This is a genomic window from Pseudomonas sp. EA_65y_Pfl2_P74 (assembly GCF_963970575.1).
Lineage (GTDB): Bacteria > Pseudomonadota > Gammaproteobacteria > Pseudomonadales > Pseudomonadaceae > Aquipseudomonas > Aquipseudomonas baetica_A.
The window spans coordinates 100,529-114,950 of sequence record NZ_CAXAOQ010000017.1 but is presented as its reverse complement, the minus strand read 5'-3'; the positions used below and the strand labels follow the sequence as shown (position 1 = coordinate 114,950).

Here is a 14,422-nt window from a genome sequence, read left to right as displayed (position 1 = left end):
TGCGGTCGGATCATCATGACACAAGCCTTGGGCCAAACATAACCGAGTCTCAATTGTGCCCATTATAGGGGCCGACAATTGGGACAATAGTCAGCGGTAGTTGTTCTGAATCTTTCGAAGGTGGACAATTGCCGGCTTCACGTCACCATCAGCGACCTTGAATGGCCTTCCTTGCACTCGGTATTAACCACAAGACTGCTTCAGTAGACGTCCGCGAGCGCGTGGCCTTTACCCCTGAGCAACTGGTTGAGGCCCTGCAGCAGCTCTGCCGACTGACCGACAGCCGCGAAGCTGCGATCCTCTCCACCTGCAATCGCAGTGAGCTTTATATAGAACAGGATCAGCTTTGTGCGGATATCGTGCTGCGCTGGCTGGCCGACTATCACCATTTAAGCCTCGATGAGCTGCGTGCGAGTGCTTATGTGCATGAAGATGATGCGGCAGTTCGTCACATGATGCGTGTCGCCTCCGGGCTCGACTCGTTGGTGCTGGGCGAACCACAGATTCTCGGCCAGATGAAATCGGCCTACGCCGTGGCCCGCGAGGCCGGGACTATCGGGCCGCTGCTGGGGCGACTCTTCCAGGCCACGTTCAATGCCGCCAAACAGGTGCGCACCGACACCGCAATCGGCGAAAACCCGGTGTCCGTGGCATTTGCGGCCGTCAGCCTGGCCAAACAGATTTTCAGTGATTTGCAACGCAGCCAGGCCTTGCTGATCGGCGCTGGCGAGACCATCACCCTGGTCGCCCGCCATTTGCACGAGCTGGGGGTCAAGCGCATCGTCGTTGCCAACCGCACCCTGGAGCGCGCGAGTCTGCTGGCCGAACAGTTCGGCGCCCACGCGGTGTTGCTGTCGGATATTCCGGCGGAGTTGGTGCGCAGCGATATCGTCATCAGTTCGACCGCCAGTCAGTTGCCGATCCTCGGCAAAGGCGCGGTCGAGAGTGCACTGAAGCTGCGCAAGCACAAACCGATCTTCATGGTCGACATTGCCGTTCCCCGGGATATCGAGCCGGAAGTCGGCGAGTTGGACGACGTTTACCTCTATAGCGTCGACGACCTCCACGAAGTGGTCGCCGAAAACCTCAAAAGTCGCCAGGGCGCAGCCCAGGCGGCGGAAGAAATGGTCTCGGTCGGCGCTGACGATTTCATGGTGCGCCTGCGCGAACTGGCGGCGGTCGACGTGCTCAAGGCCTATCGTCAACAGAGCGAACGCCTGCGCGACGAGGAACTGCAAAAAGCCCTGCGTCTGCTGGCCAACGGCGGTAACGCTGAAGACGTGCTCGGGCAACTGGCCCGTGGCCTGACCAATAAACTGTTGCATGCCCCGAGCGTGCAACTGAAAAAGCTTTCTGCCGAAGGCCGCCTCGATGCGCTGGCCATGGCCCAGGAACTCTTTGCCCTCGAGGGCTCACCGGATAGCTTTTCGGATAAAAAACCGCAATGAAAGCGTCACTGCTCAATAAGCTGGACATCCTCCAGGACCGTTTCGAGGAACTGACCGCGCTGCTCGGCGACGGCGAAGTCATTTCCGATCAAGCCAAGTTTCGTGCCTATTCCAAGGAATACGCCGAACTTGAGCCGGTGGTACAAGGCTATAAAAAGCTGCTCAGTGTACAAAGCGATCTTGAAGGCGCGCAGGCGCTGCTCAAGGACAGCGACCCGGACATGCGTGAAATGGCCGTGGAAGAAGTCCACGAAGCCAAGGAATTGCTGATCAGCCTGGAATCCGATCTGCAGCGCATGCTGCTGCCCAAGGATCCCAACGACGGCCGCAACGTCTTCCTCGAAATTCGCGCCGGCACCGGCGGCGACGAGGCGGCGATTTTTTCCGGCGACCTGTTCCGCATGTACTCGCGTTACGCCGAACGCCGCGGCTGGCGTGTGGAGATCCTTTCGGAAAACGAAGGCGAACACGGTGGCTATAAAGAAGTCATCGCCCGCATCGAAGGCGACAACGTTTACGGCAAGCTGAAATTCGAGTCCGGCGCGCACCGCGTACAGCGTGTGCCGGCCACCGAATCCCAGGGCCGTATCCACACCTCGGCCTGCACCGTGGCGGTGTTGCCCGAGCCAGACGAGCGCGAAGCCATCGAGATCAACCCGGCGGATTTGCGCGTCGACACTTACCGCTCCTCCGGGGCCGGCGGTCAGCACGTCAACACCACCGACTCGGCGATCCGCATCACGCACATACCGACCGGCACTGTCGTCGAGTGTCAGGAAGAACGTTCCCAGCACAAGAACCGTGCGCGGGCGATGGCGTGGCTCGCAGCCAAACTCAATGATCAGCAAACCGCCGCGGCGGCCAATGCGATTGCCAGCGAGCGAAAACTGCTCGTCGGTTCCGGTGATCGTTCCGAGCGGATTCGCACCTACAACTTTGCTCAGGGCCGGGTCACCGACCATCGCGTCAACCTGACCCTGTACTCCCTGGATGACATTCTCGCCGGTGGCGTTGAGGCCGTGATCGAGCCTTTGCTGGCCGAATACCAGGCCGACCAACTCGCGGCAATAGGTGAATAAATGACCATCATTGCCAGCCTGTTGCGTGCCGCCGAACTGCCGGATTCGCCCACCGCGCGTCTGGACGCCGAATTGCTCCTCGCGGCGGCGCTGGGCAAGTCGCGCAGTTTTCTGCACACCTGGCCCGAGCGCATCGTGCCCAGTGACGCGGCGCTGACCTTTGCCGAATACTTGCAACGCCGCCGTAGCGGTGAGCCGGTGGCTTATATTCTGGGTCAGCAGGGGTTCTGGAAGCTCGATCTGGAAGTCGCTCCGCACACACTGATTCCGCGTCCTGACACTGAATTGCTGGTGGAAGCGGCGCTGGAGTTGCTCCCCGCAATGCCCGCTAAAGTGCTCGACCTCGGCACTGGCAGTGGCGCAATTGCGTTGGCCTTGGCCAGCGAACGCCCAGCGTGGAAAGTCACTGCCGTGGACCGTGTTCTGGAAGCCGTGGCCCTGGCGGAGCGCAATCGCCAGCGTCTGCACCTGAACAATGCCACGGTGCTGAGCAGCCATTGGTTCAGCGCTCTGCAAGGTCAGCGTTTTGATCTGATCATCAGCAATCCGCCCTACATCGCGTCCGCCGACCCGCATCTGGTCGAAGGTGATGTGCGCTTCGAACCGGCCAGTGCGCTGGTGGCCGGTGAGGACGGGCTCGACGACTTGCGTCTGATCGTCGCCCAAGCGCCGGATCACCTGCAGGCCGGCGGCTGGCTGATGCTCGAACACGGCTATGATCAAGCCGAGGCTGTTCGCGATCTGTTGAGCACTCGCGGTTTCGAAGACGTCCACAGCCGCACCGATCTGGGCGGTCATCAACGCATCAGCCTGGGGCGCCTGCCGTGCTGAATGATCAGGAATTGCTGCGCTACAGCCGACAGATTCTGCTGCAACACATCGACATCGATGGCCAGTTGAAGCTCAAGGACAGTCGCGTACTGATCGTCGGCCTCGGCGGTCTCGGTGCGCCGGTTGCCTTGTATCTGGCGGCAGCAGGTGTGGGCGAATTGCATTTGGCGGATTTCGACACGGTCGATCTGACCAACCTGCAGCGCCAGATCATCCACGACACCGACAGCGTCGGCATGAGCAAGGTCGACTCGGCGCTCAAGCGTCTGGGCGCGATCAACCCCGAGATTCTACTGGTGCCTCATCGTCAGGCACTGGACGAGGACTCTCTTGCCGCTGCCGTTTCGGCGGTGGACCTGGTCCTCGACTGTTCCGATAATTTTTCCACGCGCGAAGCGGTCAACGCCGCGTGTGTGGCCGCTGGCAAACCCTTGGTCAGCGGCGCAGCGATTCGTCTTGAAGGGCAGTTGTCGGTGTTCGATCCGCGTCGCGCCGAAAGTCCTTGCTACCACTGTCTGTACGGCCACGGTAGCGAAGCCGAGCTGACGTGTAGCGAGGCTGGCGTAGTGGGGCCGCTGGTGGGGTTGGTCGGCAGCCTTCAGGCACTCGAAGCGTTGAAGGTGCTGGTCGGGTTCGGCGAACCGCTGGTGGGGCGCTTGCTGTTGATCGACGCCTTGGGCTCGCGCTTTCGCGAGTTGCGGGTCAAGCGTGATCCGGGTTGCAGCGTCTGTGGTTCGCGCCATGCGTGAAGCGCCGATCGGCGTGTTTGATTCCGGTGTCGGCGGCTTGTCGGTATTGGCCGAAATCCAGCGATTGTTGCCCCGAGAGTCGCTGCTGTACTTTGCCGATTGCGGGCACATTCCTTACGGCGAGAAAACCCCTGCGTTCATCCGCCAGCGCTGTAGCGTGATGGCCGGGTTTTTCCGCGAGCAGGGCGCCAAGGCGTTGGTGGTCGCCTGCAATACCGCGACGGTGGCCGCTGTGGCCGATCTGCGCCGGGATTTTCCCGACTGGCCGATTGTCGGCATGGAGCCAGCGGTCAAGCCTGCCGCTGCTGCCACCCGCAGCGGTGTGGTCGGCGTACTCGCCACCACCGGCACCTTGCAGAGTGCCAAGTTTGCAGCGCTGCTGGATCGCTTCGCCACCGATGTGCGGGTGATCACCCAGCCGTGCCCGGGGCTGGTCGAGTTGATCGAGAGCGGCGATCTGCACAGCGCCGCGTTGCGCCAGTTGCTGCAAAGCTACGTCGATCCGCTGCTGGCCAATGGTTGCGACACCATTATTCTCGGCTGCACGCACTATCCCTTTCTTAAAACGATGCTCAAGTCGATGCTCCCCGAAAACATCAGCCTGATCGACACGGGTGCAGCCGTGGCTCGGCAACTTCAGCGTCTTCTGGCCGAACGCGATTTGCTCGCCGAAGGGCCGAACCGGTCGGTCAGATTCTGGACCAGTGCCGACCCGCAGTACTTCAAAAACATCCTGCCGCTGCTGGGGCAAACCGCAAGTGAAGTGCATCACTTCGGATTGTAAAAAAAGTGTGAAATAACTAAAAAATCGGCTGAACTTCTGATCAACCGCCGCCTTCTATAGCGTGAGTTATCTAGAAAACCAAACGATCGTTCCGGAAAAGGAAGTTTCAAAGTGAAGCGACTATTCTGTTTGGCCGCGATTGCGGCCGCACTGATGGGGCACAGTTTTACCGCACAAGCAGCAGGTGTTGAGTTCGGGGTCGGGGCAACCAGCGACTCAACCATGACGTATCGCCTGGGGATGAATTTCGATTGGGACAAGAGCTGGCTGCAGAGTGACGTCGGTCGCCTGACCGGTTACTGGAGCGGTGCCTACACCTATTGGGAAGGCGACAAGACCTCCAGCAACAACAGCCTGTCCTTCTCGCCGGTGTTCGTTTACGAGTTTGCCGGGCAATCGGTCAAACCGTATGTCGAGGCCGGGATTGGCGTGGCGGTGTTCTCCAATACCCGGTACGAATCGAACAATCTGGGCGGCGCCTTCCAGTTCGAAGATCGCCTGGGTTTTGGTCTGCGTTTCAACGGTGGGCATGAAGTCGGGATTCGTGCGATGCACTATTCCAACGCCGGTCTTGCCAGTGACAACGACGGTGTAGAAAGCTACGCGCTGCATTACACGATGCCACTGTAAGCACAGATTTAACTGTTTGCAGAAAACCTTGTGGGAGCGGGCTTGCTCGCGAATATGGTGTATCAGTCGACATGCGAGTTGATTGACCCACCGCTTTCGCGATCAAGCCCGCTCCCACATTTGGTTTTGGGGTGTTTTCGGGATCAGCGGTATACCGTGGCGATACCCTGGCGCTCTTCGATGCACTCGGGTGAGCCCATCTCGAACTCGCGACAAATCAGCGGACGCTTCTCATAGATCGTGCACATCATCGTGTCGCGATCCAGTGCCGCACACCAGCCGTCGTCCAGACGCAGCATCACTTCGCCGCCCCACTCATCGGTATCGATAAAGCGATCAGGCACGCCGGTGTCGGTGATCAGCATCACTTCGAGCTGGCAGCAGCACGCTGCGCAAGTCGAACAGGTGACCGCCGGTTCGGTGATTTGCTGGTGGGGAATGTTTTTCATGGCCGGCAGTGTAAGGCAGAGCTCGTCGAGTGTGTGAAAGCTCTGACGGACGCTCAGTGGTTCAGGCGTCGCGCCATGGTGTGCAACAACGGAAACAGCAGTGCCCAAAGCAGGCCGATGCCGATCAGGGTCGGTAATTCGCCGTAGGGAAATTGCACCCCGGCCAGTCGTCCGCCGCCGCAGTACGACAATGCGCCGCCGACGGCGCCCAGTGCGCTGGCCAGCCACCATGGCCGGGCAGTCCACGCAAGGCAGTGACGCAGGGTCGTGGCGAGCAAGGCCCAGAGCAGCATCAGCCACAGCGGAATCAATGGTGACTGATCCTGGAACTCAAACACGCCTAGGCCACGCAAAACGCTGTCCACCGCCGTACCGACCAGCACCACACTGAGTACCAAACGGCCCTCAGCCGCCCAACTGCTGATCCAGCACAGATGAATCACCAGCACCGCCAGCGCCAGCAGCAGCCACAAACTGTTGCCGCCGAGCACACAGACCAGCCAGCCGATCTGGAACAACACGGCATTGGCGATCCGCTCAAGCATCGAAACGGCCAAGCAGTGGCGCGGGCATGGCAGCGGGTTTGGCCAGCAGCAATTGCGCGGTGCCGATGGTGCGCTCCAGGAATCCGCCCTCGCAGTAGCACAGATAGAATTCCCACAACCGCAGGAAGTAATCGTCGTAGCCCAATTCGCTCAAGCGGCCGTGTGCACGGCGAAAGTTTTCGTGCCACAGACGCAGGGTGCGTGCGTAGTGCAGGCCGAAATCTTCCATGTGCAGCAAGTTCATGTCGGTTTCGCGACTGACCACTTCAAGCATCTTCTGCACAGAGGGCAGGGCGCCGCCGGGGAAGATGTAGCGCTGGATGAAGTCGACGCCGCGCCTGGCTTGCTCGTAGCGCTGTTCGCGGATGGTGATGGCTTGAATCAGCATCAGACCATTGCGCTTGAGCAGGTGTGCACATTGCTTGAAGTAGGTCGGCAGGAAGCGATGACCGACGGCTTCGATCATCTCGATCGACACCAGTTTGTCGTACTCGCCGGTGAGGTCGCGGTAGTCCTTGAGCAGCAGCGTGACCTGATCCTGCAAGCCCAGTTGTTCGATGCGCTGTGCGGTAAACGCGTACTGCTCTTTGGACAGGGTTGTGGTGGTCACGCGGCAGCCATAGTTTTGTGCCGCGTAGAGCGCCATGCTGCCCCAACCGGTGCCAATTTCCAGCAGGTGATCGCTGGGCGTGAGCGCGAGTTTCTGGCAGATCCGCTCGAGCTTGTTCAGTTGCGCCTGTTCCAGACTGTCTTCGGGGGTGAGGAACTGTGCCGCCGAATACATCATGGTCGGGTCGAGAAACTGCTCGAACAGATCGTTGCCCAGGTCATAGTGCGCGGCGATGTTTTTCTGCGAGCCCTTGCGGGTGTTGCGGTTGAGCCAGTGCAGGCCTTGCACCAGCGGGCGGCCGAGACGGGCCAGACCGCCCTCCATCGCGTCGAGCACCTCAAGGTTGCTGACGAACACCCGCACCACGGCGGTCAGGTCAGGCGAATGCCAGTAACCATGGATGAACGCCTCGCCGGCACCGATCGAGCCGTTGCCGGCCACCATGCCCCAGACTGCCGGGTCCTGAATGTGGATTTCCCCGAGCAAGGCACTGCCCGGCGCGCCGAACATCAAGCGTTCGCCATCCTCGATCACCAGCAGTTGCCCGTGTTTGAGTTGAGCCAGTTGGCGTAATACACCACGGCGCAACAGCGATCCGGTCAAACCATGGGTGCTGAGCCGACTGAGCGACGGGCTAGAGGATTTCATGGCGTTGCTCCTTGGGAGGCACAGTGGCGGTTTGAAAGCTGCCGTCGGCAGCCTGATGAGCAAAGATGGGCGCGCGTTTGAACAGCAGTCGCAACGCTTGCCAGTAAATCGCCAACGCGGTTTTTGCAGTCATCCACGGGAAGCGCCGCAGGTAGCGATGCAGGCTTTGCCGGTTGAGGGTTTCGCGTTGCAGATTGAGCGTGGCGTCGAACAGCTTGTGTTCGCCCTGCCAGTCGGCCATGTGCACGCCAAGGGTTTTGGCGGCGGGGCTGAAGCTCATGCGGTATTCAAGATCGCGCGGCAGAAACGGTGAGACATGGAACGCCTTGGCCACCGCGAAATGCTGGTGAAAATCCTGCAGATTGGCCGGCGTGCGCGCAGGCAGCACGTAGTGATAACGCTCGCGCCATGGGGTGTTGGTCACTTCGCAGACAATCGCGGCCAGTTGCCCGTCGGCTTCGTGGCAGTAAAAGAAACTCACGGGGTTGAACGACAAGCCCCAACTGCGCGCCTGGGTCAGCAGGCAGATCGAGCCTTGCGGTTCATGGCCGATGGCGGCAGCGACCTGCTGGCGCACGGCATCGATCAGGCGAATGCCGCGCCCGGTGAAGGTCTTCAGATAGTCGGTTTCGCGAAAGGAGAATGGCGCGAAGCGGCTACGCCCCGCCAGTGGCGACAGCGCCAGCACAGCGTCCTGTTCGCTCAGATCGAGATAGAGCAAGCCGATCTTGTAACGGAACGCGTGCTTGCGCGGCGAAAAGCGCCGATGACCGATCCAGCCGCTGTACAGGGCGCTGTTCATAAGGTTTCCCCGAACGAAGCAGCCACGCGCAATGCGCTGACCACACCGTCTTCATGGAAACCGTTGGCCCAGTAGGCGCCGCAATAATGTGTGTGTTGTGCGCCGTCCAGTTCTGCCCAGCGATTCTGCGCCGCCACTGCCGCGAGGCTGAATTGCGGGTGGGCGTAGGTGTATTTGGCGAGCACTTTGAATGGGCTGATGCCCGCGCTCTGGTTGAGGCTGACGCAAAACGTGGTGTCGCTCTGGATGCCTTGCAGGATGTTCATGTCATAAGTGACCGCCGCCTGAGTGTGGCCGGATCCGCCAAGTCGATAGTTCCAGCTCGCCCACGCCAGTTTGCGAGCGGGCAGCAGACGCGTGTCGGTGTGCAACACCACTTCATTGTCGGCGTAGGGCAGGGCGCCGAGGATTGCACGTTCGGCATCGCTGGGGCTGGCGAGCAGTTGCAAGGCCTGATCGCTGTGACAGGCAAACACCACTTGGTCGAAATGTTCGCTGCCTACCGGGCTGTGGATAACCACGCCATGTTCGTTGCGATCAACACGGGTCACCGGGCAGTTGAGGCGGATGTTCTCTTTGAACGAAGCGGTCAGTGGCGCGACATAGGCGCTGGAGCCGCCCTCGATGACCCGCCATTGCGGACGATTACTGATCGATAACAGCCCATGGTTCTTGAAGAAACGGACAAAAAACTGCAGCGGAAAATTGAGCATCTGCGCCATCGGCATCGACCAGATCGCGGCCCCCATCGGCACGATGTAATGCAGGATGAAACGCTCGCCGTAGCCGCCAGCCTTGAGGTAGTCGTCCAGCGTGGTGTCGGCAGCGATCCGCTGTTCTGCGAGGTCGCGTTGCGCTTCTTTGTTGAAGCGCAGAATGTCGCGCAGCATGCCCCAGAATCCCGGCGACAGCAGATTGCGGCGCTGGGCGAACAGGCTGTTGAGGTTGTTGCCGTTGTATTCCAGCCCCGTGTCCGGATCGGTCACGGAGAAGCTCATTTCGGTCGCTTTGAAGCTCACGCCGAGCTCGCCCAGCAAGCGAATGAAGTGGGGGTACGTCCAGTCGTTGAATACGATGAAGCCGGTGTCCACCGCGTAGGAGCGACCGTCGACGGTCACCTCTACGGTGTGCGTGTGGCCACCGACCCAGTCGCTGGCTTCGAACACCGTGATGTCGTGTCGGCGATTGAGCAGGTAGGCGCAGGTAAGCCCGGAGATCCCGCTGCCGATGATGGCAATTTTCACGTTGGTTCCTGCAGCGGTGGATTGCGTCGCACCATGCGTTTGCCAATGGCGAGTTGCGCTCGGGCGGGCAATTTCGACAACGGCCACAGGGCGGCCATGAACAGCGCGGGAAAGGCGATTTCCAGTGGCCGGTCCTTGAGTTTGGCGTAGATGTGTCGTGCGGCTTTATCCACAGGCCAGCTCAGAGGCATCGGAAAATCATTCTTGGCGGTCAGCGGTGTCTCGACAAAACCGGGGCTGACCACCGTGACTTCAATGCCTTCATCCGCCAAGTCAATGCGCAACGATTCGAACAGGTAACGCAGCCCGGCCTTCGATGCACCATAGGCTTCGGCCCGAGGCAGCGGCAGATAGGTCACGGAGCTGGCGACCCCGACCAGATGCGGTGCCGTGCCTTTACGCAGCAAGGGCAGGGCGGCTTCGATGCAATAGCTGCTGGCGAGCAGATTGGTGCGCACCACATGCTCGACGATCGAAGCGTCGAACTGGCGGGCATCGACGTACTCGCACGTCCCGGCATTGAGAATCACGCTATCGAGCGATCCCCAGTCCTGAGTGATGTGCTCACCGATTTCGCGCACGGTCTGGCTGTTGGTCAAATCGCCCGGCACCACGAGCACTTGTCCCGGATAACGTTGCGACAAAGCCTTGAGCGGGGCGACCTGGCGTGAACTGACCGCCAGGTGCGCACCGGATTTCAGAATTTCCTCAGCCAGTGCCGCGCCGATACCACTGCTGGCACCGGTCAACCAATAGCGCCGTGGAGGTGTACGACTCATCCCATTCTCCTTTTCAACCAAGCAATTACTCGGCCCAATACGGGCAAATGTTCGTACAGCAGCGCCCCTGCATCGAAATAATCCCGGTGGCGATAAACCTTGTCGCGCCAAAGCAAATGCGAGCAGCCGCTGACGCGTATTTCCCGGCCGCTGGCCAGCCGTGGGTGGCGATAACTCATGACCCAGCGCAGGTAGCCTTCACCGTCACTGATCTGGTCGAAACCGTAGAAGTCGAAGCGCAGTTCGCTGACGTTGGCGTACATCTGGGCAAAGTAGCTGCGCAGTTGCGTCAACCCCTGCACGTCGTGCAACGGGTCGGTGAAGTGAATGTCATCGCTGTACAGCTCGCCCAAGCGTTGCAAGTTGTCTTTATCCAACTCGCAAAATTGCCGGGCGAAGCTGCGCAGCAATTCACTCATGATCGCCTCCGGCCGCTTGGCGGGCAGGCAGGTTCTTGAAGGCGGCCAACGCGCGCTCCCGTGACGCGCTGAGATTAACGATTGGCGCGCGATAGTCGGCGACACCGAACAGCCCACCGGCGCTGGCCGGGTTGTGCACTTGTTTTTTATTGAGCCCGGCCAGTTCAGGCAGCCAGTGCTTGATGAACAGCCCTTCGCTGTCGAATTTCTCCGACTGGCTCAGCGGATTGAAAATGCGGAAGTACGGCGCCGAATCGGTCCCGGTCGATGAGCTCCACTGCCAGCCACCGTTGTTGGCCGCCAGATCGCCGTCGATCAGGTGGCGCATGAAAAAGCGTTCGCCTTCACGCCAGTCGATCAGCAGGTTTTTGGTCAGGAACATTGCCACCACCATGCGCAGACGGTTGTGCATCCAGCCGGTTTCGAGCAATTGGCGCATGGCCGCATCGATGATCGGCAGCCCGGTGCGCGCTTCTTGCCACGCCGCCAGATCATCCGGTGCATGGCGCCAGGCCAAGGCCTCGGTTTCCGGGCGGAAGGCGCGGTGGCGCGATACCCGTGGATAGCCGACCAGGATGTGTTTGTAAAACTCACGCCACAGCAGTTCGTTGATCCAGGTGACCGCGCCCACCTTGCCGCTTTCGAATTCGCCCTGATTGCTCTGCAGGGCCGCGTGCAGGCATTGGCGGGGCGATATCACCCCGGCGGCAAGATAAGCAGAAAGCTGACTGGTGCCCGGTTTGGCCGGGAAGTCTCTTTCGCTTTTGTAGTAGTCGATTTGCGCATCGGCGAAGGTATCGAGGCGGCGTTGAGCTTCCTCTTCCCCTGCCGGCCACAGGGCGCGCAGGGACTCGCCGGGGGCGGCGAAACCGTCGACGCAGTCAGGCACCGGATCGCTCTCGAGCGCCAGTGCGGTTTGCTTGCCTGGGGTTTTCACCAGGGCCGGCATCGAGCGATGCAGGCGTTCATAGCAGACCTTGCGGAACTGGCTGAACACCTGAAAATAAGTGCCGGTTTTGGTCAGTACCGTGCCGGGCTTGAACAGCAGTTGATCAAGATAGCGGTGAAATTCGACGCCTTCGCCTTTCAGCGTGTCGGCCACCGCCGCATCGCGACGGCTCTCATGAACACCGTATTCTTCGTTGACGTGAACGGCGGCGATCTTCAGTTGCTGGCAGAGTTTGAGCAACTGCGCTGGGGCCTGATCCCAGTGCGCAGCGGTGCGGATCAGCAAGGGAATGTTCAGCTCGCCCAGGCTTTTGCTCAGTTCGCGCAGATTGCGTAGCCAGAAATCGACCTTGCACGGCGCGTCGTCATGTTCTTGCCATTGCCGGGGGCTCAACAGGTACACGGCGACCGTCGGGCCGCGTGCTGCAGCGGCCGCAAGGGCGGTGTTGTCATGTTGGCGCAAGTCAGTGCGCAGCCAGATCAATTGCATGTCGGTCTTCACTGGGTTCATCAAATCAGCCCGCGCTGAATGAGCACCTGGTGCGCTGAAAGCGCATCTTCAGCCAGGTACAAATCAGCTATCTCGCAAGTTCTTACGGACAACTCGGCGTGGTGGATGCATACCGTTGGTCCGACAATTATTTTTGGGCCACTGACCCCCGCCAGAAGTTTCGGCAACTGTGCGATTTGCATGGCTTTGCTGGAATACAGCAGTACGCCACGCGATTGCAGATGTTCGACCGCCAATGCCAGTTCCCCGGCTGGCAACGGCCAGTCAAAGACTTGCACCGGACAATCGTTGCTGCTGATCAGCCACGCGCATAGCCACAGATGAGGTTCCAGTGGCAGGTCGGAGTGATTGATCAGCAGCAGCGGCGCTGAATGCAACTGACGGTTGTTATGGTAGATGCGCGCGCCGAATTTGCTGCGTAACCATGAATAAAAGAACACGCGCTCCATCTGCGCACCGAACTGGCCCTGCCAGCGTTGCTCAAGATCGGCCAGCAGCGGCATCAGCAATTGTTCGCACAGGGTGCGCGGCGGATACAGCGCCATGGCTTGATTGACGCTGTCGTCGAGGTTGCGTTCATTGAGTTGCGTGACGGCCATCAACAGTGTCTGACGCAATCGTTGCCAGTCGTTTTCCACCGTTTCGCTGAACGCTTGCGGGGTCTCGAGCAACGGCTTGACCTGACTGACCGCAACGCCGCGGTTGAGCCAGGTGAGGATGGTCAGGATCCGTTGCACATGCTCGGCCGAATACAGCCGATGCCCCTTGGGTGTGCGCTGCGGCACGATCAGCCCATAACGGCGTTCCCATGCGCGCAGAGTGATCGCGTTGACGCCGGTTTGCCGCGCCACTTCGCGGATCGGCAGCCAGCCTTCGTCGAGGGCTTTTTTAAAGTCCGCGCCCAAGTCTTCCTGGGCGCTGCTATCGGTTTTTTCAGTCATTAGATGGCGTTTCGCAAGCTGAGATTTTCCGGATGCGGTTGCAGATAAACCTGCTGCGCAATGTACGGGTCCGGATGGAGGCGAAAGTGATGCTTGAGCAGGGTCAACGGCACGACCAGCGGCACGATGCCGAGGCGGTACTGGCCGATGACATGTTGCATCTCTTGTTTGTCTTCGGCGCTGATCGCCTGTTTCAGATACCCGCTGATGTGTAACAGGACGTTGCTGTGCGTGCCACGGGTGGCGCATTTTTTAAGCGCCGCCATCAGTTCGCTGAAGTAGCGTGGGCCCAGTTGCGCAGGGTCGCTCTGCGCCATGTTGCCTAACAACTGCCCCAGTGCCTTGTATTGCAGAGGGTTGTGGGCCATCAGCTGATATTTGTAGCGCGAATGGAATTCCGTGAGGGCACGGCGGCTCAGGCCTTGGGCAAGCAACTGCTGCCAGTCGCGGTAGGCGAGCACGCGGGTAATGAAGTTCTCGCGCAGCACCGGATCGTTCAGGCGGCCGGCTTCTTCCACCGGCAAGTCCGGGTGCCGTGCACAGAAGGCTTGAGCATAGATGCCGCGTCCGCCGCCGTTCACCGGGGCGCCGTTGGCGTGATAGACCTTGACCCGTTCCAGTCCGCAGGACGGTGACTGCTGCATGAAGATGTAGCCGCAGATGTCATTCAGTTCGGCGGCCATCTTCTGGCCGTACTCGGCCAGTGGCTGGGTGACGTTGATTGCGGGGTTGACGGTGCCGATGGCTTCGGGATGCTCCGGGTCGCCGACCAGGCGAATCGGCTCGCGAGGAATGCCCAGGCCAATCGCGACTTCCGGGCACAGCGGGACGAACTCGAAATATTCCGAGAGCGTGCGGCTGCACAGTCGCGACTCCTTGTGACCACCGTTGTAGCGCACCTCGGCACCCAGCAGGCAGGCGCTGATGGCGATTTTGGGTTTAAGCGCAGAAGGTTCGGACATGAGCACCTCGAATCTATACCTGTACAGAGGTTTGCCTCTGTAC

16 protein-coding genes are annotated in these 14,422 nt (G+C 60.2%); 6 read left to right on the top strand and 10 right to left on the bottom strand.

Going from position 1 to position 14,422, the window contains the following annotated elements:
- Positions 1–161: 161 nt before the first annotated feature.
- The 6 genes from hemA (at position 162) to AACY18_RS15695 (ending at position 5,521) form a co-directional block, all read left to right on the top strand.
- Complete coding sequence (gene hemA / locus AACY18_RS15720; protein WP_339465327.1) at positions 162–1,448, top strand: glutamyl-tRNA reductase; 1,287 nt, start codon at positions 162–164, stop codon at positions 1,446–1,448.
- Positions 1,445–2,527, top strand: coding sequence for a peptide chain release factor 1 (gene prfA, locus AACY18_RS15715; RefSeq protein ID WP_339465325.1), 1,083 nt, complete (start codon positions 1,445–1,447; stop codon positions 2,525–2,527). Before hemA ends, prfA begins: the two co-directional genes overlap by 4 nt.
- Positions 2,528–3,358 carry a peptide chain release factor N(5)-glutamine methyltransferase gene (gene prmC, locus AACY18_RS15710; protein ID WP_339465323.1) on the top strand — a complete coding sequence of 277 codons (831 nt, stop codon included), beginning with the start codon at positions 2,528–2,530 and terminating at the stop codon, positions 3,356–3,358.
- A complete protein-coding gene (locus tag AACY18_RS15705) occupies positions 3,352–4,107 on the top strand; it encodes a molybdopterin-synthase adenylyltransferase MoeB (protein ID WP_339432202.1) in 756 nt (251 codons plus the stop codon). Before prmC ends, AACY18_RS15705 begins: the two co-directional genes overlap by 7 nt.
- On the top strand, positions 4,100–4,891 hold the full coding sequence (murI, locus tag AACY18_RS15700) for a glutamate racemase (RefSeq protein ID WP_339432201.1): 792 nt from the start codon (positions 4,100–4,102) through the stop codon (positions 4,889–4,891). Before AACY18_RS15705 ends, murI begins: the two co-directional genes overlap by 8 nt.
- A 111-nt stretch (positions 4,892–5,002) precedes the next feature.
- On the top strand, positions 5,003–5,521 hold the full coding sequence (locus AACY18_RS15695) for an acyloxyacyl hydrolase (protein WP_339432200.1): 519 nt from the start codon (positions 5,003–5,005) through the stop codon (positions 5,519–5,521).
- A gap of 143 nt (positions 5,522–5,664) precedes the next feature.
- On the opposite strand, the gene AACY18_RS15690 is transcribed toward AACY18_RS15695, so the two are convergent.
- The 10 genes from AACY18_RS15690 to AACY18_RS15645 are packed head-to-tail and all read right to left on the bottom strand — an operon-like array spanning position 5,665 to position 14,379.
- Entirely contained in the window at positions 5,665–5,970 is a 306-nt protein-coding gene (locus AACY18_RS15690) for a YkgJ family cysteine cluster protein (protein WP_221731562.1), read from the bottom strand.
- A 53-nt stretch (positions 5,971–6,023) separates the two neighbouring features.
- Positions 6,024–6,515, bottom strand: a complete 492-nt coding sequence (locus AACY18_RS15685) for a DUF2878 domain-containing protein (protein ID WP_339465322.1) — start codon at positions 6,513–6,515, stop codon at positions 6,024–6,026.
- On the bottom strand, positions 6,508–7,773 hold the full coding sequence (locus AACY18_RS15680; protein WP_339432198.1) for a cyclopropane-fatty-acyl-phospholipid synthase family protein: 1,266 nt from the start codon (positions 7,771–7,773) through the stop codon (positions 6,508–6,510). The genes AACY18_RS15685 and AACY18_RS15680 overlap by 8 nt, the downstream gene beginning before the upstream one ends.
- Positions 7,760–8,575: a DUF1365 domain-containing protein gene (locus AACY18_RS15675; RefSeq protein ID WP_221731559.1), complete on the bottom strand. Its 816-nt coding sequence runs from the start codon at positions 8,573–8,575 to the stop codon at positions 7,760–7,762. Before AACY18_RS15675 ends, AACY18_RS15680 begins: the two co-directional genes overlap by 14 nt.
- Positions 8,572–9,819 (bottom strand): NAD(P)/FAD-dependent oxidoreductase, encoded by a 1,248-nt coding sequence (locus tag AACY18_RS15670; protein WP_339465321.1) that lies wholly within the window; start codon positions 9,817–9,819, stop codon positions 8,572–8,574. Before AACY18_RS15670 ends, AACY18_RS15675 begins: the two co-directional genes overlap by 4 nt.
- Entirely contained in the window at positions 9,816–10,598 is a 783-nt protein-coding gene (locus AACY18_RS15665) for an SDR family NAD(P)-dependent oxidoreductase (protein ID WP_339465320.1), read from the bottom strand. The genes AACY18_RS15670 and AACY18_RS15665 overlap by 4 nt, the downstream gene beginning before the upstream one ends.
- Complete coding sequence (locus AACY18_RS15660; protein ID WP_339465319.1) at positions 10,595–11,017, bottom strand: nuclear transport factor 2 family protein; 423 nt, start codon at positions 11,015–11,017, stop codon at positions 10,595–10,597. Before AACY18_RS15660 ends, AACY18_RS15665 begins: the two co-directional genes overlap by 4 nt.
- On the bottom strand, positions 11,010–12,455 hold the full coding sequence (gene phrB, locus AACY18_RS15655) for a deoxyribodipyrimidine photo-lyase (protein WP_339432218.1): 1,446 nt from the start codon (positions 12,453–12,455) through the stop codon (positions 11,010–11,012). The genes AACY18_RS15660 and phrB overlap by 8 nt, the downstream gene beginning before the upstream one ends.
- 20 nt (positions 12,456–12,475) lie before the next feature.
- Positions 12,476–13,417, bottom strand: coding sequence for a MerR family transcriptional regulator (locus tag AACY18_RS15650; RefSeq protein WP_339465317.1), 942 nt, complete (start codon positions 13,415–13,417; stop codon positions 12,476–12,478).
- Positions 13,417–14,379 carry a YbgA family protein gene (locus tag AACY18_RS15645; protein ID WP_339432193.1) on the bottom strand — a complete coding sequence of 321 codons (963 nt, stop codon included), beginning with the start codon at positions 14,377–14,379 and terminating at the stop codon, positions 13,417–13,419. The genes AACY18_RS15650 and AACY18_RS15645 overlap by 1 nt, the downstream gene beginning before the upstream one ends.
- Positions 14,380–14,422 lie beyond the last annotated feature (43 nt).

Coding starts and splice junctions, on each gene's coding strand:
- prfA (WP_339465325.1), top strand. CDS start 1,445: ATGAAAGCGTCACTGCTCAATAAGCTGGACATCCTCCAGGACCGTTTC.
- AACY18_RS15680 (WP_339432198.1), bottom strand. CDS start 7,773: ATGAAATCCTCTAGCCCGTCGCTCAGTCGGCTCAGCACCCATGGTTTG.
- AACY18_RS15685 (WP_339465322.1), bottom strand. CDS start 6,515: ATGCTTGAGCGGATCGCCAATGCCGTGTTGTTCCAGATCGGCTGGCTG.
- AACY18_RS15660 (WP_339465319.1), bottom strand. CDS start 11,017: ATGAGTGAATTGCTGCGCAGCTTCGCCCGGCAATTTTGCGAGTTGGAT.
- AACY18_RS15665 (WP_339465320.1), bottom strand. CDS start 10,598: ATGAGTCGTACACCTCCACGGCGCTATTGGTTGACCGGTGCCAGCAGT.
- prmC (WP_339465323.1), top strand. CDS start 2,528: ATGACCATCATTGCCAGCCTGTTGCGTGCCGCCGAACTGCCGGATTCG.
- AACY18_RS15645 (WP_339432193.1), bottom strand. CDS start 14,379: ATGTCCGAACCTTCTGCGCTTAAACCCAAAATCGCCATCAGCGCCTGC.
- AACY18_RS15675 (WP_221731559.1), bottom strand. CDS start 8,575: ATGAACAGCGCCCTGTACAGCGGCTGGATCGGTCATCGGCGCTTTTCG.
- AACY18_RS15650 (WP_339465317.1), bottom strand. CDS start 13,417: ATGACTGAAAAAACCGATAGCAGCGCCCAGGAAGACTTGGGCGCGGAC.
- hemA (WP_339465327.1), top strand. CDS start 162: ATGGCCTTCCTTGCACTCGGTATTAACCACAAGACTGCTTCAGTAGAC.
- AACY18_RS15690 (WP_221731562.1), bottom strand. CDS start 5,970: ATGAAAAACATTCCCCACCAGCAAATCACCGAACCGGCGGTCACCTGT.
- murI (WP_339432201.1), top strand. CDS start 4,100: ATGCGTGAAGCGCCGATCGGCGTGTTTGATTCCGGTGTCGGCGGCTTG.
- phrB (WP_339432218.1), bottom strand. CDS start 12,455: ATGCAATTGATCTGGCTGCGCACTGACTTGCGCCAACATGACAACACC.